The organism is Algoriphagus persicinus, assembly GCF_035156415.1.
Classification (GTDB): domain Bacteria; phylum Bacteroidota; class Bacteroidia; order Cytophagales; family Cyclobacteriaceae; genus Algoriphagus; species Algoriphagus persicinus.
In genome coordinates this window covers 127,162-149,884 of sequence record NZ_JAYEEY010000011.1, presented here as the reverse complement: position 1 = coordinate 149,884, position 22,723 = coordinate 127,162, and the positions used below count along the sequence as shown (strand labels likewise).

Annotated in this window: 17 protein-coding genes; 11 read left to right on the top strand and 6 right to left on the bottom strand. The window is 42.8% G+C overall.

Translation table 11 applies throughout. From position 1 onward, the window contains the following. Window positions 1–83: 83 nt before the first annotated feature. From U3A58_RS10650 to U3A58_RS10625, 6 genes are all read left to right on the top strand, one after another. On the top strand, window positions 84–818 hold the full coding sequence (locus U3A58_RS10650) for an RluA family pseudouridine synthase (RefSeq protein ID WP_323823409.1): 735 nt from the start codon (window positions 84–86) through the stop codon (window positions 816–818). 246 nt (window positions 819–1,064) lie between these two features. Next, window positions 1,065–1,562, top strand: coding sequence for a phosphoglycerate mutase family protein (locus U3A58_RS10645; protein WP_323823408.1), 498 nt, complete (start codon window positions 1,065–1,067; stop codon window positions 1,560–1,562). Between the two features lie 85 nt (window positions 1,563–1,647). Further along, on the top strand, window positions 1,648–3,210 hold the full coding sequence (locus U3A58_RS10640; RefSeq protein WP_323823407.1) for a glycerol-3-phosphate dehydrogenase/oxidase: 1,563 nt from the start codon (window positions 1,648–1,650) through the stop codon (window positions 3,208–3,210). 19 nt (window positions 3,211–3,229) lie between these two features. Continuing rightward, window positions 3,230–4,729, top strand: coding sequence for a glycerol kinase GlpK (gene glpK / locus U3A58_RS10635; protein ID WP_323823406.1), 1,500 nt, complete (start codon window positions 3,230–3,232; stop codon window positions 4,727–4,729). Further along, on the top strand, window positions 4,729–5,463 hold the full coding sequence (locus U3A58_RS10630) for an MIP/aquaporin family protein (RefSeq protein WP_323823405.1): 735 nt from the start codon (window positions 4,729–4,731) through the stop codon (window positions 5,461–5,463). The genes glpK and U3A58_RS10630 overlap by 1 nt, the downstream gene beginning before the upstream one ends. A 212-nt stretch (window positions 5,464–5,675) precedes the next feature. Then, the gene (locus U3A58_RS10625; protein WP_323823404.1) at window positions 5,676–6,824 is read left to right on the top strand and encodes an ATP-binding protein; all 1,149 of its coding nucleotides are present in this window, start codon (window positions 5,676–5,678) and stop codon (window positions 6,822–6,824) included. A 45-nt stretch (window positions 6,825–6,869) separates the two neighbouring features. Here U3A58_RS10625 and U3A58_RS10620 read toward each other — a convergent pair whose 3' ends face one another. Further along, a complete protein-coding gene (locus U3A58_RS10620; RefSeq protein ID WP_323823403.1) occupies window positions 6,870–8,012 on the bottom strand; it encodes an acyl-CoA dehydrogenase family protein in 1,143 nt (380 codons plus the stop codon). Between the two features lie 403 nt (window positions 8,013–8,415). Between U3A58_RS10620 and U3A58_RS10615 the strand changes: the two genes are divergently transcribed. Continuing rightward, window positions 8,416–9,108, top strand: coding sequence for a cyclase family protein (locus tag U3A58_RS10615; protein WP_323823402.1), 693 nt, complete (start codon window positions 8,416–8,418; stop codon window positions 9,106–9,108). A gap of 24 nt (window positions 9,109–9,132) precedes the next feature. Here U3A58_RS10615 and U3A58_RS10610 read toward each other — a convergent pair whose 3' ends face one another. Together U3A58_RS10610 and U3A58_RS10605 are read right to left on the bottom strand one after the other, a co-directional pair. Continuing rightward, on the bottom strand, window positions 9,133–9,951 hold the full coding sequence (locus U3A58_RS10610) for an inositol oxygenase family protein (RefSeq protein WP_323823401.1): 819 nt from the start codon (window positions 9,949–9,951) through the stop codon (window positions 9,133–9,135). A gap of 4 nt (window positions 9,952–9,955) precedes the next feature. Then, the gene (locus tag U3A58_RS10605) at window positions 9,956–11,560 is read right to left on the bottom strand and encodes a solute:sodium symporter family transporter (RefSeq protein WP_323823400.1); all 1,605 of its coding nucleotides are present in this window, start codon (window positions 11,558–11,560) and stop codon (window positions 9,956–9,958) included. A gap of 203 nt (window positions 11,561–11,763) precedes the next feature. Here U3A58_RS10605 and U3A58_RS10600 point away from each other — a divergent pair, with 203 nt between their 5' ends. The 3 genes from U3A58_RS10600 (at window position 11,764) to U3A58_RS10590 (ending at window position 17,052) form a co-directional block, all read left to right on the top strand. Beyond that, window positions 11,764–13,164: an alpha/beta hydrolase family protein gene (locus tag U3A58_RS10600; RefSeq protein WP_323823399.1), complete on the top strand. Its 1,401-nt coding sequence runs from the start codon at window positions 11,764–11,766 to the stop codon at window positions 13,162–13,164. Between the two features lie 295 nt (window positions 13,165–13,459). Beyond that, complete coding sequence (locus tag U3A58_RS10595) at window positions 13,460–16,432, top strand: HsdM family class I SAM-dependent methyltransferase (protein WP_323823398.1); 2,973 nt, start codon at window positions 13,460–13,462, stop codon at window positions 16,430–16,432. A 2-nt stretch (window positions 16,433–16,434) separates the two neighbouring features. Then, window positions 16,435–17,052 (top strand): hypothetical protein, encoded by a 618-nt coding sequence (locus tag U3A58_RS10590; RefSeq protein ID WP_323823397.1) that lies wholly within the window; start codon window positions 16,435–16,437, stop codon window positions 17,050–17,052. Between the two features lie 16 nt (window positions 17,053–17,068). Here U3A58_RS10590 and U3A58_RS10585 read toward each other — a convergent pair whose 3' ends face one another. From U3A58_RS10585 to dinB, 3 genes are read right to left on the bottom strand one after another with little or no spacing between them, the layout of a single operon-like run. Then, window positions 17,069–17,662 carry a 2'-5' RNA ligase family protein gene (locus U3A58_RS10585; RefSeq protein ID WP_323823396.1) on the bottom strand — a complete coding sequence of 198 codons (594 nt, stop codon included), beginning with the start codon at window positions 17,660–17,662 and terminating at the stop codon, window positions 17,069–17,071. Window positions 17,663–17,689: 27 nt separating this feature from the next. After that, the gene (locus U3A58_RS10580; RefSeq protein WP_323823395.1) at window positions 17,690–20,656 is read right to left on the bottom strand and encodes a DNA polymerase III subunit alpha; all 2,967 of its coding nucleotides are present in this window, start codon (window positions 20,654–20,656) and stop codon (window positions 17,690–17,692) included. 1 nt (window position 20,657) lies between these two features. Then, entirely contained in the window at window positions 20,658–21,806 is a 1,149-nt protein-coding gene (gene dinB, locus U3A58_RS10575) for a DNA polymerase IV (RefSeq protein WP_323823394.1), read from the bottom strand. Between the two features lie 69 nt (window positions 21,807–21,875). Here dinB and U3A58_RS10570 point away from each other — a divergent pair, with 69 nt between their 5' ends. After that, the gene (locus U3A58_RS10570; RefSeq protein ID WP_323823393.1) at window positions 21,876–22,688 is read left to right on the top strand and encodes an XRE family transcriptional regulator; all 813 of its coding nucleotides are present in this window, start codon (window positions 21,876–21,878) and stop codon (window positions 22,686–22,688) included. Window positions 22,689–22,723: the final 35 nt, after the last annotated feature.

Genomic DNA, 22,723 nt, shown 5'->3' with positions numbered 1-22,723 from the left:
GCATTATTCTGAAAGTTACAAAGAGTAATGATTAAATGCGCTGCGAGATTCCATGTGGCCTTTGAAAGACAAATTATATACACATGAAAAAGAAGCCATTCACAGTTGTCTATGAGGACAACCACCTTTTGATAGTAAATAAAGCTGCAGGCATATTGGTGCAGGGAGATAAGACAGGGGATAAGACCTTGACCGATTACCTCAAAGAATATATTGCTAAGAAATACGACAAACCCGGAGCTGTTTTTCTACACCCTATACATAGATTGGATAGACCGGTAAGTGGATTAGTGGCTTTTGCCCGCACTTCCAAGGGGCTGGAGCGCATGATGGAGCTTTTCCGCAAAAGAGAAATCCATAAAGTGTACTGGGCACTCGTAAAGAGAAAGCCGAAAGAAGAAACCGGGAAATTGACGCATTACCTAGTCAAAGACGAGCAGAAAAACGTGGTGACGGCTCACGACCGTGAAGTACCAGGATCGCAAAAAGCCGAGTTGAATTACAAGACGTTGGGTTTTATGAATGATCATTGGCTGATCGAAGTTCGTCCTGTTTCGGGACGCCCACATCAGATCCGCGTGCAGTTGGCATCTATGGGTTGCCCGATTCGTGGAGATATTAAGTACGGCTTCGCAAAGCCAAACCCGGATGCAAGCATCAATTTGCATGCATTCAATTTGATTTTTGTGCATCCAATCAAGAAGGAAAAGCTTTACTTAAGAGCGGCTGTGCCAGAGGAAGAATTCTGGGAGCAATTCCTGGAATATGAAAGTATCAAGACAAAAGACCAGCACTTGGACAATTCATTTAGCGGATAAATAACTTAACCTTCGAAATTTCATTATTCTCGAAGGTTTTTTTTATAAGCACAAAGTGCACAGAGGCTTCACAGAGTTGGCACGGAGGTTTTGATGTTACTATGTCTTTTCATCAAAGGACTGGGTAAATCTAAAAGTTGGCCTACTTCGACCCACCCGACCTGACGGAGTCATCCTGCCTTTAATGACTCTTGATTCTTGCAGACAATAGTAAAAATCGTATTGAGAATTCTTTAACTTTTGGGCATGAAATATATCCTTCTCTTATTAATTGCCACATTATTTGCGGCATGCTCAAATAAGCAAGAACCTAAAACCATCTACATTGTCCGTCATGCAGAAAAGCAGTTGACCGGAGATGATCCCGGGCTTTCTGTAGCGGGCAATGCCCGTGCTGTGAAGCTTTCTCAAATCTTAGCTGACAAGGAGATCAAGCATATTTTTAGTACTGATTATCGGAGGACAAGATTAACTACCGAGCGCACCGCAAAAGAAGCAGGTATAGCGATCCAAGTGTATGATCCGAAAAACCACGATGCTCTTGTCGATCAACTTCGAAAATTGGAAGGAAATATTCTCGTAGTCGGGCACAGCAATACGGTGGGTCAAGTAGCCAATTATTTTGTAGGTGATGGAGATAAATACCAAGATCTAGAAGATTCAGAGTACAATTTTATCGATGTAGTCACGCTAGATAAGGATGGAAATTCATCTGTGACAAGAAAAACATATAAGGATTATTAATTTGAGGCACCTATGTAATTCTACCTAGGCTTGAGACTTTCCTTTCCTGATTTTTTCCTTACCTTAAAACGGTATTTTAATTACTATGAATCGCCCAGAAAACCTCAAACAATTACAGGACAAAACTAAAATTTGGGACATCGCCGTCATCGGCGGAGGTTCCTCTGGCCTCGGAGTGGCACTGGATGCGATATCCAGGGGACTTTCGGTTGTCCTTTTCGAAAAAGCTGATTTTGCCAAAGGCACTTCCAGCAGAAGCACCAAGCTCGTCCATGGAGGAGTGAGATACCTTGCCCAAGGAGATGTAGCCTTAGTCTTTGAGGCACTCAAGGAACGGGGGAAACTTCTGAAAAACGCACCTCATTTGGCTCATAACCAGCCTTTTATAATTCCAATTTATACTTGGAAAGACCGCATGATGTACAGTATTGGACTGAAAGTGTACGACTGGATGTCTGGTCGACTGAGTCTGGGAAAATCTAAATTCATCACAAAAGAAGAAACGCTCAAACGACTTCCAGGCCTAAAATCTGAAGGCCTCTATGGCGGAGTAGTATACCATGATGGGCAATTTGATGACGCACGGCTTGCATTGAATCTCGCTCAATCAGCTGATGAAGCCGGTACCTGTGTATTAAATTATGTCAGCGTGGATAATTTAGTTAAAAATGATGCTGGCAAAATCACCGGATTACTCGTTTCTGATAAGTTATCCAAGAAAAAGTATCAGGTGAATGCCAAAATGGTGGTGAATGCAACAGGGGTTTTTGCTGATAAAATCCTGCAAATGGATAATCCGGAAGCTCCGAAAATGATCCAGCCAAGTCAGGGAATTCATTTGGTCTTGGATCTTGACTTTTTGGGTGGAAAAGACGCCTTGATGATCCCGAAAACAAGAGATGGAAGAGTACTTTTTGCAGTTCCATGGCATGGAAAACTTGTAGTTGGGACTACCGATACACTTCGTGAAAAACCTAAATTAGAGCCAGAAGCATTACAGAAGGAGATAGATTTTGTATTGGAAACTGCCGCGGGTTACTTGGCCAAAAAGCCAGCTAGAGCAGATGTGAAGTCTGTTTTTGCTGGTCTTAGGCCACTTGCCAGACCCAAGGAAGGCAGTACCAAAACCAAAGAGATCTCACGTTCTCACAAAGTGATACTATCTGAAAGTGGCTTGGTCACGTTGACTGGAGGCAAGTGGACGACTTTCCGGAAAATGGGTGAAGATACGGTGGAGTATTTTACCAAAGTCACTGGAGAAAAGCTCAAGGACAGTAAGTCACTGGATATGAAAATCCACGGTGCCACTTCCCGTGTTCCCGAAGGACATTGGGGGATTTATGGTGTTGATGCGCAGCCTATTCAAGACTTGATCCTTGAGAATAAAGCATGGGGAGCAAAACTGCATCCTGATTTTCCCAATATAGAAGCCGAAGTAATCTGGGCTGTACGGGAAGAGATGGCCGTGAAGGTGGAAGATATATTGGCTAGAAGGATACGCATGCTATTCCTCGATGCTCGGGCTGCCATAGATGCGGCGCCCATAGTCGCCAGGTTGATGGCTGAAGAAATGGAAAAAGATGAAGAATGGATAGCAACAGAATTAGTTGACTTTCACAAGACAGCTTCGAAATACTTGATTAAATAATAACCCATACGAACCCAAAATGAGCCAAAACAAACCTTATTTGATGGCTCTAGACCAAGGCACGACCAGTTCTAGAGCTATTATTTTTGATAAAAAGGGCAAAATCGTTTCTGTAGCCCAAAAGGATTTTAAGCAGCATTTCCCAAAGCCCGGATGGGTAGAGCATGATCCCGAAGAAATATGGACTTCCCAGTCTTCTGTGATAATCGAATCTCTGGTCAACAAAAGTATTCGCGCAAATGAAGTAGCCGGAATAGGAATAACCAACCAGCGGGAGACGACCATCGTCTGGGATAGGAAAACAGGGGAAGCGATTTATAATGCCATCGTCTGGCAGGATCGTAGAACTGCGGAGTATTGCAACGAGATCAAGGATCAGGGACATGCAGAATTGGTAGCCTCGAAGACAGGGTTGATCATCGATGCCTATTTCTCTGCGACTAAAATCAGATGGATTCTTGAGAATGTAGAAGGGGCCAGAGTACGTGCTGAGGCTGGTGAACTTGCTTTTGGGACGGTGGATTCTTGGTTGGTTTGGAAGCTAACGGCAGGCAAAACCCATATTACTGACATTACCAATGCCAGCCGCACCATGCTTTTCAATATCCATTCACAGGAATGGGACAAGGAGTTGTTGGATTTATTTGAGATTCCTGCGTCGCTTTTACCTGAAGTGAAATCATGCAGTGAGATCTACTGCGAAACTGCCGGAGATGTGCTTAGTGTAAAAATTCCAATCGCAGGTATTGCAGGAGATCAGCAGGCGGCACTTTTTGGCCAGCTTTGCACCAAGCCGGGAATGGCAAAAACGACTTATGGAACAGGTTGCTTTTTAGTCATGAATACCGGAAAAGAGGCGGTGCGATCTGATAATAAACTATTGACGACAATCGCCTGGAAGATCGGTGATGAAATCAATTATGCCTTGGAAGGATCAGTTTTTATTGGCGGAGCTGCCATTCAATGGTTACGGGATGGTCTTGAACTTTTCAAGCATGCGCGTGAAAGTGAGCACTTGGCTGAAAGTATAGAAAGTAATGACGGAGTGTATTTTGTGCCTGCACTTTCGGGTCTAGGGGCTCCCCACTGGGATCAGAATGCACGTGGGGCATTTTTTGGAATCACTCGCGGAACTAGCAAAGCGCATATGGCCAGGGCTGCACTGGAAGCGATTGCTTATCAAGTTCACGATGTGCTAAAAGCCATGGAAAAAGACAGTGGGAAACCGACCCAGGAGCTCCGGGTGGACGGCGGAGCTACTGCAAACAGCTTTCTGATGCAGTTTCAGGCAGATTTGTTGGGTTGTGAAATCAAACGACCGGAAATTATAGAAACTACCGCCATTGGTGCGGCGTTTTTGGCTGGTTTAGCAGTAGGGTTTTGGAAAGATCAGGAAGAGATTAATTTGCTTTGGAATGCAGATAAAAGCTTTACTCCTAGAATGGAAAAAGGAGAACGAGAAAAACTGATACACTTTTGGCACAAAGCGGTAGAACGCTCAAAAAACTGGGTAGAATAATGAATGTATATCTAGCAGAATTAATAGGAACAGGGCTATTGTTACTATTGGGATCAGGAGTTGTTGCCAACATGCTGTTGCCAAAAACCAAAGGAAATGGCGGTGGCATTATGGAAATAAGTACGGCATGGGCATTGGCAGTTTATGTAGGAGTAGTAGTAGCTGCGCCATATAGTGGGGCACATTTGAACCCCGCGGTTACTATAGGTTTGGCCTTGACCGGGCAATTCGAATGGGCTTTGGCACCAGGGTATATTATTGCGCAGGTGTTGGGAGCAATGATCGGAGTAGGGATAGCATGGTTGTTTTATAAGGATCACTATGATGCTTCGGATGATACGGGTGCTAAAGCGGCCCCTTTCGGCACTTCACCAGCAATAAGAAATCTCCCCTTAAACTTCTTCTCAGAAGTAATTGGTACGTTTGTCTTGATTTTAGTCATTCTTTACAACGATGGAGTAGAAATAGGAGACGGCAATAAAACGCCTATTGGTATGGGGTCTCTGGGTGCAATTCCAGTTGCATTCCTGGTTTGGGTCATTGGCTTATCACTGGGTGGGACTACCGGCTATGCGATCAATCCAGCCCGTGATTTTGGGCCAAGGATTATGCATCAGATTTTACCTATAAAAGATAAGGGAAGTTCAGATTGGGGATATGCTTGGGTGCCAATTTTGGGGCCATGTGTAGGCGCAGCTTTGGCGGCGGGATTGTATTTGGTGGCGGGTTCGTAAGGAACTTTGAGAGCCAAGCTCCGGGTTTTAGAATTGACTGGAAAGTCAGTATATTGAAATCGAGCATATAGAAGAACGTCACACGGAGGGATGATTTGTCAGAATCCTGAAAATCTCTACAAAAAGCTAGCTTCAAAATGAGATCTTTTTTAGTAAGTTTGGTGATCGTAATCACTAAATATACGTATATTTGGTGATTACGATCACTGAATATGCATGTTTCTCGTACTTTATTTAATACGCTTCAAGCAAAAATAGACTTCAATAAGGCTATTTTGTTGCTTGGCCCAAGACAAGTAGGGAAGACTACGCTGGTAAAAAAATTGGCAGAAAGTATCTCGTCAAACTTCCTCTATCTCAATGGGGATGAAGCCAGTGTTCAAAGTTCCCTTGCTGATCCTAGTATTTCTTTTCTCAGGTCTTATTTAGGACAAAGCAAAGTCGTGGTGCTAGATGAAGCACAACGTATTCCCACAATAGGTCTCACCTTAAAATTGATCGTTGATAACTTTACGGATTTACAATTGATTGTAACGGGATCATCTGCCTTGGAACTTTCCAGCACAATTAATGAACCACTTACGGGAAGAAAATGGGAGTATAAAATGTACCCATTAAGCTGGATGGAAATTAGCAGTTCTTTAGGAATGCCTGAAGCATTAAGCGGTTTGGAGACTTATTTGGTTTATGGAACTTATCCAGAGGTTGTGACGCAAAAAGGCAATGAAATTCCAGTATTAACCAACCTTGCAACGAGTTACTTGTATAAGGATTTACTGAATTTTCAAGGGATCAGAAAACCAGAACTTTTAAATAAAATATTACAAGCATTGGCTTGGCAAGTAGGCTCTGAAGTAAGCTATAATGAATTAAGTAGAACTGTCCAAGCGGACAAAGTGACTGTGTCAAATTATATTGATCTATTGGAAAAAGCATTTATAATCGAAAAGCTTAATCCATTTTCAAGGAATCTTCGATCCGAAATCAGTTCCAGTAGAAAGATATATTTTCTTGACAATGGTATTAGAAACGCAATCATTGGTAATTATGCTCCAATTCCAGCGAGAAATGATATTGGGGCATTGTGGGAAAATTATTTAATCTCGGAGAGACGAAAGCTGTTAGCATATCATGGTTTCTATGGGCAAACGTATTTTTGGCGCACTACTCGGGGTCAAGAGATCGATTACATCGAGGAAATTAATGGGAAGCTTTACCCCTTTGAATTTAAGTGGAACCCTAACGCAAAACCTAAAATCCCCAAAACCTTTCAAGAGACTTATACTTCTGAAATACCAAGAGTGATACATCGTGATAATTTTTGGGAATGGCTAAATGCATATCCTTATACAAAAGCCTAAAATCTCTAAAGAGCTCAGGCTTTTTGATAGAGTTGGAGATGGAGATTATTTCAAAATCTCTCTCGCAATTACCATCTTTTGTATCTCAGATGTTCCTTCGCCTATTGTACACAGCTTGGAGTCACGATAGAATTTTTCCACTGGATAATCTTTGGTAAAACCATAGCCCCCAAAGATCTGCACCGCATCATTAGAAACGGAAACAGCGACTTCGGAGGAAAAATACTTTGCCTGTGCTCCGGCCAAGGTGACTTTTTCTCCACGGTTTTTGAGATCTGCAGCTTTAAATATCAATAGACTGGAAGCTTCTACCTGCGTGGCCATATCTGCCAGTTTGAAGGAAATACCCTGAAATGAACTGATTGGCTTGTTGAATTGATGCCTTTCTTTTGAATATTGAATGGAAGCTTCCAATGCTCCCTCGGCGATTCCTTGCCCCAGCGCGGCAATAGAAATCCTGCCACCATCGAGCACCTTCATAGATTGGATAAAGCCGTCGCCAACCTCGCCAATCACCTGACTCCCATGGATTTTACAATCCGTGAAAATCATCTCGGCTGTTTCGGAAGCGCGCATACCTAGTTTATCCTCTTTCCTTCCGCCTTCAAATCCAGGAGTACCGCGCTCCACAATGAATGCTGTCATTCCATGTGAATCCCCGATTTCCCCGGTACGTGCGATCACAACCGCTACATCTCCTGAGACACCGTGGGTGATGAAATTTTTTGCTCCGTTGATAATCCAGTGCTCGCCATCTTTCTTCGCGACGGTGCGCATGTTGCCGGAATCGGAGCCGGTGTTGGGCTCGGTTAATCCCCAAGCGCCGAGCCATTCGCAGGTAGCCAATTTGGGAAGGTATTTTTGTTTTTGCACTTCGGAGCCAAAAGCCATGATATGGCCTGAGCAAAGTGAATTGTGAGCCGCCATAGAAAGCCCGACCGAAGGGTCAAGCTTAGAAAGCTCCACAATCGCAGTAACATATTCTAGATATCCGAAACCAGAGCCTCCGTATTCGGTAGGGATCAAAACGCCCATCAATCCGAGTTCGCCGAGTTTCTTAAATAATTCATGGGGAAAAAACTGCTTGTCATCCCAGTCTTTTCTAAAGGGTGTAATCTCCTTGGCGCCGAAATCACGAATCATCTGAGCGATCATTCGTTGATTTTCATTTTGTGTGAAGTTTAACATATGGGTATTTGGGTTTATCCTATTATAGAAACTCTAAGATTCAGAAATAGTTTGGATTCAGCAAATCCTAAAAATCCAAAGTATATTTTTATTTTAACCCTTTATCAATCAAATAAATAGGAATTCTTGCAAGAGAGCTTAGTATTCTAGCTTCCATTTTATCTTTGCCCACTTTAAATTGAATCTTGCGAGAGAAAGATTTTTTGATTTATTTCCCAACAAATCAATTGTTTATGCATTCTTTCTGCTGTTTCGCTCTCCCTTTTTATCTACGCAAATTCTATTTGTCCAAACAACTTTAGAACTGTTCGCTAATCTTAGACTCGAATGGTTGTTGTCATTAATTGATTGGGACAAGGGAACCATTAAGACTGATTTTTTTATTATTGAAGAAATATTCTTTATGCCGGAAATCATTGACCTCTCACAGGAAATATACGAGGGTATGCCTATGCACCACAGCATGGCTCCTGTCAAAATCAGTGTTCACGCCACGCATGAGCAATGGGCAAAGGAAATAACTCCCAAAACTTACAACCCAAGTGCACTTAAGCTCGAGATGAGTGAGCATACAGGTACTCATGTCGATGGCCTTAATCACATGGGAAAAGAATTCGCTGCGCAGACAATAGATCAAATGCCTCTTTCCATGTTTTATACGGAGGGTATCTGTCTTGATTTAACCCATAAGGGATTGCAGGAATTAATTACAGTGGAGGATATCCAGCAGGCAATTCAAATCGCTGAATTATCCATTCTCCACGGAGATACTGTTTTACTTTGCACAGATCATTATCGGAAATATTTCGGCACAGATAACTGGAACAAAGGCCCGGGACTCACTGTTGAAGCTACTCGCTGGCTCGGTGAGCAGGAAATTTCCGCCTTTGGAGTAGAAACAATGTCTCCCGGAATTCCCAAGCTTACCAACCAAGAAGTGCATCAAATCTGTGGAGAGATGGGATTTACCCATTACGAAAATTTAATTAACCTCCATCTTTTGATCGATAGAGGTAGATTTCGATTCATAGGATTTCCTCTGAAGATCAGAGGCGGAACCGGGTCTCCGGTACGTGCAGTCGCAGTGTTTGAATAATGTTTGGAAAGCTCAAATGGAGGATTACCAGTTAATCGGGCCTTTTCCCAGATACTTTTCTGCAATCGGCAGGTAATACTCTTTCACATCATTTAAATCATAGATTTTAGGAGACTTGGTGTATAAGTCATACTGGTTGAAGTCCAGAATCCATTCTTTGTATTGTGCATCTTGTGGCGCTTCAAACTGAGAATAACTTCCGCCGTTGTGCCAAGGATAAAAAGAATGATAGCGTACCATCACCATTCCTGCTTCAGGGATTGTGTTTTCTGTATGGTTTTTCAATACTTGGTAAAAATACTCATCGTGTCCCCAAGCCAATTGTAAATTGTCAAGACCGCAGCCTTTCTCATAAATCCCCATTTCGGTATTGTAGCGGGGATCTTTCATGTCCGGGTTTAACTCGTTGAACTCAGGGTAAACGCAGGTATCAGGCAATTTCGCGCCAACTACGAATACATCTCCAACAAGTCCCCACTGCTCTGCCTGACTTGTGCCGTCTTCATCACTTCCAAACAGATACATGACTTTGCCGAGGTCATGAATCAAACCTACCAGCTGCATCCAATCAGGACGATTGTCATGTCTCAAAGCCTCAGCCGACTGGATCAAGTGCTGCACATTGGGCAAATCAAGATCCGGATCGCTTACATCGATCAGTGCATTGAGCTTCTCCATAGCATCCCAAAGATTCATGGGCTTGTCAAATTTGAGATACTTGGATTTCATACCTAGGACATACTCATAGGTCTGATACATCCGCATTTTTCGATAATGCTCACGCACCGCGACTTTCACATCGGCGTGGTCATAATTTCTGAATTCCTTTTCTGTAGTTTCCATAGAATTAAGCGATTGTACCTAAAATTACATAAATAATTACTGTGATTGCAATCAATATCCAGCCCAGCGTTTTGGCATATTTCCAAGGGACGATGCTCAACTTGCCCGAGTCAGCCATCACGAAAGGAATTTTAACAGGATACTTGGCTGACACCAGGTGCATTACGAGCAGATTGAGGATAAATTCTATACCCCAGATGTGGACGAAATGAATATTGACTTGTAGGATCAAATCCATAAGAATGTAAAATCCCAATCCAAATACCAGCCCCGCTTTAGCTCCTGCGGCAGATACTTTCGGGAAGAAGAACCCGGCAATAATCACCGTTGCCATAGGAATGAAGAAGATCCCGTTGAGCTGCTGCAAAAGCTGATAAAGTCCAGCCGGTGCATTGGCTACGAATGGTGCTACTATAATTGAAATCACAGCCAAAATAGCAGAAGTCCACTTTCCAATTCGTACAAGTTGCCCTTCTTTAGCAGCTTTATTGATATAAACTTTGAAAATATCCAAGCTGAAAATGGTAGCTGCACTGTTCAAAGCACTATTGAAGGTACTCAAAATAGCACCCATGATTACCGCCACAAAGAAACCAGTCATCCAGGGAGGAAGTACACGCTTGACCAGTTCAGGATAAACACTGTCCTGTGAATCAAAAAGTGTATCCCCGAAATAATAGAAGCCAATAATTCCCGGTAGGACAATCACCAAGGGAATCAGAATTTTTAGAATCCCGGTGAACAACAAGCCTTTTTGGGCTTCTTTCAAACTTACCGCTCCCAAAGCACGCTGTACGATGGATTGATGCATGGTCCAGAAATACAGTTGATTAATGATAAGGCCGGTGAACAATACTTCAAAAGGCAGAATGGAATCTCTGGATCCCGGGCCAATTGATGGCTCCTTACTGATCACATTAAATTTTTCAGGTGCATTATTAAACACCTTGGTAAGCCCCTCAATTATACTTCCATCTCCAATGTCCCAAAGCGCAAAAACAGGAACCAACAACCCTGCGATAAGCAGCCCAAAACCATTGATGGTATCTGTGTAAGCCACCATTTTCAATCCTCCAAAAATCGCGTAAACTGCGCCGATCACTCCCACTACGACCACAGTGAGCCAAATTCCCTCTGTTTGGGTAATTCCCAGCGTTTCCGAAATCCCAAAAATAGATTCAATATTTATCGCTCCTGTGTAGAGTACGATTGGCAACAGTGTCACGACAAAGGAGATAATCAACAGCAGGGAAATCAGGGCCTGTGTCATTTTATCAAATCTTTTCTCCAAAAACTCGGGAATGGTAGTCAATCCCATTCTCAAATATTTTGGGATAAAATACAGCGCACCGATTACAAGTGCGATGGCTGATGTTACTTCCCAGGCGATGATAATTGCCCCATTTTTATAGGCTGATCCATTCATTCCCACAAGGTGTTCGGTAGAAATATTGGTAAGCAACATAGATCCGGCGATGACCACACCGGTCAAGCTTCGTCCTCCTAAAAAATAACCATCTTGGGTTGCCAGGTTTTGCTTGCGTAGCATCCAGGTGGAATAGATGGCTACAAAGCCTGTAAAAGCTAAGAAACTGAAAAGAGTAAGCAATTATTTGGGGCTGAGTGGGTTTGTCAAAATTGTATTCTGGAAAAATAGGGAATAAGAGTTATTGTGGCAAATAAAAGATTAGTCTTTCACTAGTATTGTTCTAGGAGAGATGATTTTGAGGGAATACATACTCCTAAAATTTCCTTACTTTTCCTTTTGGATTCCAGTTACAGAATTCATAAGAACTGCTAACCAATTTTTGTATGAAGACCATTTCTTTAGGATTACTCAGTTTTGTGATCTCAATTTTCAGCTTTGCCCAAGATATCTCTGGCCAATGGCATGGTGCTCTGAAAGTTCAGAGTGTCCAGCTTCGGCTGGTATTCAATGTGAAGCAAACTGAAAGCGGCTATAGCGCTACAATGGACAGTCCTGATCAAGGTGCGTTTGGGATACCGGTGACTTCGACCAGCTTTGAAAATAGTACCTTGAAAATGGCGATCACCAACGCGAATATCAACTACGAAGGAACGCTAGGCGATGACGGGATAATCATCGGGGTTTTCAATCAGGCAGGCCAGTCTTTTCCTATGAATCTATCGAGAGAGGAAATAGAAAAAGTAGGTGCCAAAAGACCTCAGGAACCTAAAAAACCCTTTCCTTACCATTCGGAAAATGTAATTTTTGAGAATAAACAGGCTGAAATATTACTGGCAGGTACGCTGACTTTACCTGAACAGACAGGAATGTTCCCGGCTGTAGTGCTGATCTCTGGAAGCGGCTCACAGAATCGCGACGAGGAATTGATGGGGCATAAGCCATTTCTGGTTTTGTCTGATTATTTGACCAAAAATGGCATTGCTGTATTACGGTTTGATGATAGGGGAACAGCAGCTTCCACAGGTGATTTCGGTAGTGCTACCTCAGTGGATTTTGCCACGGATGTTGCTTCGGCTGTTCAGTATTTGCAGTCGCGACCGGAGATAGACAAAAGTAAAATAGGCCTAGTGGGGCATAGTGAAGGTGGGATTATTGCGCCGATGGTAGCAGGAGATTCGGATGATATTGACTTTATCGTGTTGCTTGCAGGTACTGGAATTCGGGGAGATAAACTACTTCTAGCTCAGCAAGCACTGATCGGGGAAGCTTCTGGGATGAGTCCCAATCAGCTTGGAGAAAATGAGCTGATCAGCAAGAAGGCTTTTGAAATTATGCTCATAGATCAGAGTGAAGAGGATCTGAAAACTGAGGTAAAAAACTACATGACTCAAGTTTTTAGAAATATTCCTCCAGAAAACGTACCCGGAGGGATGAGCGAGGAAGAGTTTGTCACGGCACAGGTGGATCAGCTGACTAGCCCTTGGATGCAATATTTCATCAGGTACGACCCTGCTCCTGCCTTGGAAAAAGTAAGCTGTCCTGTATTGGCGATCAATGGAGAGAAAGACCTGCAGGTTCCTCCAAAAGAGAACCTGGAAGCAATAAAAGCGGGCTTGGAAAAAGGAGGAAATACAAATGTGACCACGATGGAATTACCTGGGTTAAACCACTTATTTCAAGAAGCCCAGACAGGTGCACCAAGCGAATATGGAACTATAGAGCAGACTTTCTCTCCAAAGGCTCTAGAAGTGGTGAAGAATTGGATCAAAGAGCAGGTGGATTAATCATTTGCCTCTATACGATTCATTTGATCTATGCTGATACGGTAGTAATATTAATGTTAGCTTCATTTCAGAACCTGAACCCACACATATCAGGGGTATCCAAGCAAAAATGCCGAACTCGTCTAAGGCTTTCTTATCATGGGTGCAGTGTATTTGATTAAAGACAAAAGAATATTGACGGTCTATGTCGCAGATATTTATTGCTTAGTATTTTAAGCTATTTGGTATAAATTTGGGTCTAGCCTCCTCAAAATAAAACTGCAAATATCTTTTGAGAAGATTTTGATTTTGAATTATGAAAACCCAAATCCTCGATTTTACAGAAAACAATGGGCTTGTTCTGTGCAGCAAAGCTTCTGCTGCTCAGAATAACTATGAGCGACTGTATATTTCCGAGGTTAAAAAACTAAATGCCTACGCAGTTTTTTTTAGAAGATTTTTTAAAACTAAGGAGGATATAGCCGCTTATAAGTCTGAGCCAGTAGTTTGTGTTTTCCAGGAAGAGGATGTTCTGGTTAACAGTCCTCGCCATAAAGAAATACATGCTGCGCTCTGGAGTGAGAGCAAAATTGATGTTTATATCATAACTGGTAAAACGAGATTAAATATTTACAATGCTAGAAAGCCTGCCGAAAGAATCAGAGAGAATGAGCTTTCTGTAGAAAAATTGAAATTCCCTTTAGACGCAGTAAAAGTACTTGATAAGAAACGGAGTGCGGCACATCTATTTGGAACAGGGACATTTTGGGAACAAATAGAGAATCATAACCAAATAAATCTTGATAAGAGCCCGTATGTGCATCTTATCAATTATCTGATGAAAGTCAGAAAGGATTTCAATGAGAGAAGTAAAAAACTAGAACCAGAAACCATAGACAAGATATTGGTTCTAAGTATCTTGGTGAAGTTCTTGGAAGAGAAAAAGGATTCTGGAACTGATCGATCAACTCTTGATGAGATATTTTCAAAATATCAAGTACAGAGCTTTATCGAAGCGGTAGAAAAAGGAAAGTTCTTGAATGTTCTTGGTGATCTTTCTACAGAATTCAACGGAAGGGTATTCGATCAATTTACTCTTTTAGAAAAAGAGCAAATTGAGAAGATTGATTTGAGCTTACTAGCTCAGTTTCTAGGAGCTGAAAGCGACCTTAGTACTCAGCAGCTTTTTTTGTGGAAACAATATAGTTTTCAACATTTGCCTGCCGAGGTAATTAGTGCTATTTACGAAAATTTTATCCAAGAGGAAGCTCAAAGAGATGGAAAAGGCCGTGAAAAAGGTGTGGTTTATACTCCCATTCATTTGGTCAATTTCATGGTGGATGAAGTAATGCCACTTGAAAATCCTCCAGCATCTTTTACAGAAAATGGGATTTATAAGGTGTTGGATCCTACATGTGGATCAGGCGTTTTTCTAGTAGCAGCCTACAAAAGATTGATGCAATGGTGGGCAATCACTGAGAGTGAAAAAACCGGTGAAATTCTCTACCCAGATGCAAGGACTGCACAGAAAATTTTGGAGGAAAATATCTTCGGTGTTGATGTGAAAAGGACTGCAGTCCGAGTGACCATTTTTGGCCTTACCACAGCCTTATTAGATTACCTGACTCCCAAAGAAGTTTGGGGAGAATTGAAATTTCAAGATCTAAGCACAAAAAATATTGTAGAAGCGAAGCCCCATACTGGTTTTTTCCAATGGGCACTAGAGGCGAAAAATGAGAATAGGCATTTTTCATTAGTAATAGGAAATCCACCTTTCAATCCTGAAAAAAAATCATCAAAACAAAAGGTATTAGATGAGCATGTCATTAGTGACTTAGGCTTGAAGCATCCAAGTATTCCAAGAAAGAACTTTGCGTTACACTTCTTTGAAGCTTCCATTATGCTTGCAGATAGTATTTGTATGATCATTCCGGCAAATGCGCTTTTGTATGATAAGTCTGCGGGTAATTACAGAAGGGAGCTGTTTACAGATTACACCATTTCTGATATTTATGATTTCACTCATCTTAGAAGAGGACTCTTCGCTAGTGCTGATACTCCTGTAGTTGCATTAATAGTAAGTAATCGAGCTTCAGAATTCCAGCCAATAAACCATACGGTAGTCAAACGCACAATTTCTGTAGAGCAAAAAGTGCGTTTTGAAATTGATGAGTATGACAGACATCTAGTAAAATGGGATTGGGCGGTTGACCCAAAAAAGCAATTTGTATGGAAAACAAATTTGCTAGGTGGAGGAAGATTGTTTCATTTGATTCACAACTTGAGTCTTCTTCCTACATTGAAGAGGTATATTTATAGAAAAAAAGAAGAGAATTCTAAATGGATATATAGTTCAGGGTATAAAGTTGGTGGAAGTACTACAAAAAAATATCTTGCACCTTATCTGACAGGTAAAAATACATTGGACACAAAAAGAAAATTCAATAGGGAATTAGGCTTTTCTTTTGTTGAGGAAATTAACAAAGAATTCGAGGCACCTAGAACCAAAGAATTATATGAGCCACCTGTTTTGATTTTGGCAGAAGTTCTGGGTTTAGAATCAATTCCAATGCAATTATTCACAAATTCTCAACCATTTAATATAAGTTTTGTAGGAATACACGCACCGCTGAAAGAGGACTTAATTAAAATTAAATCCTATATAGAGGATAATTATAAGCTGCTGAAAGCTTACATGCTAGCAACTAGTTCAAAGCTTCTAATTAATAAAGAAACAACAATTGTAAAAGAGGATTTGGATATGATTCCTTTTGCAACCAAGGAGGATTTGATAACAATTTCAAGTGCAGATCAAATTTTATTAGATGACCTATTAACTTATGAGATACACCTTGGCAAAGCCATAACGAAAAACTCTAGTGGCGCAATCCTCCATCATCCAGTAAAAGAAAAGCAACTCCAAGAATATGGCGAAGTACTCTGCTCAGAGTTAAATGACATCTATGCTAAGGATGGAAATAGGTGGCAATCAGGCAAGGTTTATAGAATGCCCTCTTATACGGTTTATCAAATAGGCTTTGGAGTAGATGGTAAGTTGAAGCAAGAGTTTGTTGACGATCAATTAGACGATTCTATAGAGAATTTAATCAAAAATGACGCTACCAACCGAGGAGCTGCTTACAAGCGAATCGTTCGACTTTACGATCATGTTGATGGATTTGATTGCGTTTACTTTATCAAGCCGAATGCGTTACGTTATTGGCTAAAGTCTATTGCCTTGAGAGATGCAGATGAAACGTTTTCGGATTTTAAAGCTGAGGGATATTAAGTATGTCAGGGGTCTCATCTTTTAAAAACCTTCAATCTTCTCATTTAGTAAATGAACTGATATCATACTTAGAAGTAGAATTACCCAATTTCCTTGTTTCAGAAGAATTTGTTGAAATTCTCGCAGTTAAGAAAAATGAGAATCAGCATTCGTCAGCTTTTTGTGTTTATATGACAACCGAATGTTCATCTCATTTTTATTTTTTACCGGAAAATTCACAGAAAGGCAGCAGTAAAATAGATATAGGAATATATAAAGGAGCGAATTTATTTTTTACAATAGAAGCCAAAGTTCTTCCTACGCCCAAAGACTCAAAAAGGAAAGAGCATGAATATGTCTTTGGCAAAGGTGGAGGAATTGAACGCTTTAGGGAAGAAGATCACGGAGTGGATAATAGAAATAACTTGTTACCTGAATGTGGCATGATTGCCTATGTTAAAACCCAAGACTTCAACCACTGGTTTTCGACTATTAATCAATGGGTGACAGATGCATCCTGGCCTGAAATTGAAAAGCTGGAGATAGTTTCTTTTGATAAGATTGCCCGATTGAAATCAAATCATTTAAGAAAAGGAGGTTCGCAAGTTATATTGCACCATTTTTGGGTCGATGTAAGTTAAATCATCCTATCTCTACTCAGAAAATTGTTTCAAAATCCAAGCTGAGTTGCTGAATTGCTATTTCCTCTCCAGTGAAAGGAATAGTGGCAATTTTATCGAATTTATGGATTCGCTTGGTGTTCATTGGACGTCTTAAAAGCGCTAATTCATTCACCTCAAAAGACGCTTCGAATTCATGGTTTTGCCAATCCGCCCAAGCTAGAGCATGTTGCTCTGGAGTCATTCCTCTGGCGATTGAGATGTGAGGAGTTGTATGAAACCGTGGTTCGTTGAGCAATGGGCTTGCAAACTTACGAAGCTCCGTTATAATTTGTGTGAGGTGATACTTATTGAAGATATCGACAAAGACGGTCTCCGGAAACTGACCGATTCCGTTTAGTTCGGTGGTAAATGGCTCCACCGTTTTTCCAAACCTCTTTAGATTTTCGATGAGTTGGGATTCCCGATAATTTGATTGCAGGCAATTCATGATGCTAATATGTGGTTTGAAAATGTCTGCCATGGTACAGCCATATCTTTTCGTGAAATAATGTTTGTACGGCATGATCAACTCACAGATTTTCTCATTTGGTGAGATGATCAGGAAATATTCATAGGTATTGAGTCTCATCGTTTTTATAATTTTAAGTGGTTTGTTTTATACAGATACAGTAGAAAGCACTGAGATCGGAGGCACTTCTTTTTTATCTCTTAGCCCGACTTTCCACATGGCGTGTACATCTATAGCAAAGGCGCCAAATTCCTCTACGACTTTGCCCCGCATTTTGTAAAAACCCTTGCCTTGAAAAGGGTAGCGTTTCAGAGAATTGGGGAAATGGACGGTGTCCAGCCAGTCACCTTGGGCATCGAGAAAGGTTCCAAAAGCCATGTGCTCCCGATTGATCGTACGCACGTCTTTAGTCGTAACAAGCTGACCGAGCACTTCCACTTGCTTTCCAAGTAGGCTGCGGAATTGATCCGCCAGCGTCATTCCTTTGCCGTCGTTGGCTGCAAGCCGAAACATATCCGTGAGCGCAAAACCGAGCACGTTAATCTCATCAATTGCATCTTCGAGCGGGTAATCTGGAAAGTCGGGTAAAGTGAAGTCCATTGGAGGTTCTTTGAAAAGTGCAGGAGAATCAGGAATGGCTGTCAGGTGTTTTTGTGCGAAGTTGGCTTTCCAAAGCAGTTTTTTCTTTCCCAGACCTGTAAATCCAAAAGCCCCCACGCTGATGAGAATGTTCAGTTGCTCTGGCCCGGCATGTGTGCGCTCAATGAAGTCCTCCAAGCCGAGGTATAGGCCATTGGCTTGCCTTTCCTCCAAGATTAAGTCACAGAGCTTTTTTTCGAGTTGCTGCACATGGATGAGTCCTACGAAAACCTCCTCTCCACTGATGTTGGTTAGGTATTCACTGCGGTTTACGCAAGGCGGATTTACCTTCGCTCCTGTGCGCTTCAGCTCGTGGAAATAGAATTCTGTGCTGTAAAAACCTCCGAAATTATTGATCACTGCCACCATGAATTCCATGGGGAAATAGGTCTTTAGATAGAGGCTTTGATAACTTTCCACTGCGAAAGAAGCCGAGTGAGCCTTGGAAAATGAATAGCCTCCAAAGGATTCCATCTGTCGCCAGACCTCAGCGGCGACCGTATCATCACGGCCTAATTCTTTGCAATTTTTGAAAAATTTGTCCCGAATCTCATTGAAGCGATTGTGCGATCTATACTTGCCAGACATGGCTCGGCGTAGAATATCCGCTTCGCCCATGTCCAATCCCGCAAAGTGATGGGCCACTTTGATTACATCTTCCTGATACACCATCACGCCGTAGGTTTCCTCCAGTAGCTCCTTCATTTTGGGATGCAGATAGACGATTTTTTTCGGGTCATGAAAACGCTCGATGTATTGCTTCATCATACCCGACTGCGCCACGCCCGGCCGTATAATGGAGCTGGCAGCCACCAGCGTGAGGTAGTCGTCACATTTCAGCTTGGTGAGCAGCTGGCGCATGGCGGGGCTCTCGATGTAGAAGCAGCCGATGGTATCCGCTTTGCGAATCTGGGCGGCAACTTTGGGGTCAGCCATAAATTGTTCCACGCGATGGATGTCTATGTCGATTCCGCGGTTTTGCTTTACCAGTCGGATCGCTTCCTTGATATGTCCCAATCCACGCTGACTGAGGATGTCGAGCTTGAATAAGCCGATTTTCTCTGCCAAAAACATGTCGATCTGCGCCGTGCAAAAGCCCTTCGGCGGCAGTTCATTCACCGTGTATTGATAAATAGGCTTTTCGGAAATCAGCATCCCGCCCGGGTGAATGGAAAGGTGATTGGGGAAATTCTCCAGCAGCTGTCCGTATTTTAAAATGGTACGCTGGATTTTATCCTCATTCATCGGCTGGTCCTTGCCTCGGACGAGTTGGTCGATTTCTTCTTTTGGCAGTCCAAATACTTTTCCTAGTTCACGGATGACGGCTCTTCGCTGAAAGGTGCTGTACATGCCCAGCAGGGACACATGGTCTTTGCCGTATCGCTTGAAAATGTAATCGATGACCTCGTCCCGGTCTTTCCAGGAGAAATCAATGTCAAAATCGGGAGGAGAGGTCCGATGAGGATTGAGGAATCGCTCGAAATACAGGTCGAGCTTGATAGGATCCACATCGGTGATTTTTAGACAATAAGCCACAATGGAGTTGGCTCCACTGCCTCTTCCTACGTAATAAAAACCACGGTTTTGAGCATAGCGGATCAGATCCCAGACGATAAGGAAATAAGCATTGAAATTCAGGTCATTGATGATTTTCAGTTCTTTGATCACTCGGGCTCTGGCTGTAGGATTGTTACCGTAGCGATAGTGGAGACCTTCTATAGCAAGCTTTTCGAGTAAAATCCTATCGTCTTCTCCGCTGGCGCTGTAGTGCTTTTTGTTTTTGTCGGTATGGAGTTCAGTCGTGATCGCACAAGTATCGATCAGCTGTAGCGTATTGCTAATCATACCTGGGAAATTCCGAAAAACACTCATAAGGGCTGCTTCCGAAACGAACATTTCATCCGGCGAAGCAAAGTCCTTTTCTCCCAGTTTACTGATCAGCGTATTCTTGCCGATGGCTCGAAGCAGACGATGGATATTGAAAGCCGTTTTGTCCTGAAAAGTCACTGGGTGCCGGATGATGTATTTCTTGGGAAAGGCTTCAACTTCCTGCTTTTTGATGCGATTCAGCTCGCTTGCTAATACCCCGAGGAATTCATGTTCTTTTAGATTTTGCGCAGCAAAGCTCCCTAAAGGATACACGATCAAAACCTCCGAAAAACAATCGGGCCGCTCCGGGAAAGCTAATTCTGCTTGTAGATGCTGAGAAAGAAAACGATTGATCTCAAGTAGTCCTGCGTCATTTTTCGCCAGCAACATATAGCAGAAGGCATCTTCATTTCGGATTTCGGTGCCTGCGATGGGTTTGATTTTTTTTTCTCTACAGAAGTCCACAAAGTCCCACATGTCCGCAGTACTGTTGATATTGGTGAGACCAAGGGAAGATAGGCCGCGCTCGGCTCCGGAATTCACGAGCGCCTCGGTGCTGAAGGTACCGTAACGATAGCTAAACCAGGTTTTACAATTGATAAACATCTTAGGCGCGGGTTAGGGTGATAGCTCTGGTGAGGCTTTTTTCGCCGTAGCGATTCTTGATCCAGTCGATGGCTTGGTATAGACTCACGCCTTCTTCGGTGTCTTGAAAAAGGTCGATCTGCTGATGTCCCTGCACGAGATGACTGACTTTCACTCCGACCAAGCGTACGAGCATTCTCTTTTCATATAGCTTTGCAAACAGTTCCTTGGCTCGCTGGAGCAGGACCTCGTCCGAACTGGTATAGGAAATAATGCTTTGTCGGCTTACGGTATCGAAATTGGCATAGCGAAGCTTTACCGTGATGCAGCCACAGAGCTTGTGTTTTTGGCGGAGTTCAAAGCCGACTTTCTCGGTCATCCGCACCAATTGGCTGTTGAGAAAAGCCATGTCGATTGTGTCTGTCTCAAAGGTGTTTTCAGTTCCGATGCTCTTTTGCTCGGTGTAGGGAATGACCAGAGATTCGTCGATTCCATTTGCTTTTCGAGAAAGATCGATGCCTGATTTTCCTAGGAGGTTTTGCATCATCCGTGGAGGGATCTCACTTAGCAGTTTGATGCTTTCCACCCCCATGCGCTCTAGGAGCGTGGAAGTTTTTTCACCTACGCCGGGCATCCTTCGTATGGGGAGTGGGGCGAGGTAGCCTTTTTCTCCGCCAAAGGCAATGGTTGTCTGCCCGTTGGGCTTGGCATCATGCGTGGCGACTTTGGAGACCAGTTTGTTTACTGCCAAGGCACAGGAAATGGGTAAGCCGGACTCTTGGACGATCTTTTCCCGTAATTCTTTGGTGAATTTCTCGCAGCCAAAAAAGCGATCCATTCCCGTCATATCGATGTAAAACTCATCAATCGAAGCTTTTTCCATCAAAGGAACCTGCCCCTGAATTATTTCTGTGACCAGACGGGAACTTTTGCTATAGCTGTCATGATCACCTTTGATATAATGCGCCGAAGGGCAAAGCCTCCGTGCCAACTTCATCGGCATGGCAGAATGCACGCCGAATTTCCTGGCCTCGTAACTGCACGATGCCACCACACCCCGGTCGGAGCTCCCCCCGATGATGACGGGTTGATCATTGAGGGCACTGTTTTTCAGCCGCTCCACAGACACGAAAAACGTGTCCAAATCCAAATGCACGATATGCCTTTCCATTTCTCAGATTACCCTCTATATTTGATAGTATTAGTATCAAATTATTGTCATTAATTGTATCGAATAAAAATGGGAAGTCAAAGCTTTTTCTGGGCGTCCAATCTGAAATTTCTCAGAAAGCGACGCAAATTGAGTCAAGATATGCTGGCCGAGAATCTTGGTATGACCCGCGCCAAGCTGAATGCGCATGAAAATGGGCATAGCAAGTCGCCTGCGATCGAGGACTTGCTACTTTGTGCGGATTATTTCAGGATGAGCGTGGACACCTTGCTGCGTGTGGATCTGTCGAAGCTCAGCGAATTGAAACTCCGTGATCTGGAAGCCGGAAATGATGTGTTTTTGAGCGGATCTAAAGTCAGAATTCTAGCCACTACCGTGAGCTCCAGTAACGAGGATAACATCGAGCTTGTTCCGATCAAAGCGAAAGCAGGTTACCTGAGTGGATTTGGGGATCCTGAGTATTTGAGCACGCTGCCTGTTTTCAATCTGCCAAATCTGTCAAAAGACAAAAAATACCGCATGTTCCAAACCGAAGGAGATAGCATGCTGCCGATCGCGGATGGAGCGTATGTAATCGGATCATATTTAACTGAATGGCGACTTGCCAAAGAAACTCCCTGCGTGGTGGTGACGGCAAGCGAGGGAATCAGTTTTAAGATGCTGAGTTTTCTGGCTGGGGAAAGAGATTTTTTGCTACGCTCCCTAAATCCTGTCTATACACCTTACAAAGTCCCTGCGGAGGAGATTCGGGAGATCTGGAAGTTTGAATATTATATGAGTGACGAGTTTCCACAGGAACCGTTGACGCTGCAGCAAGTCGGAATTGAGATCTCGGAGATTAATAGGAAGTTGGGATTGTTGCAGGGACGGAGTGATTTGTAGTGATTTCTTTCTCGCGGTGGCGCAACGGTTATATA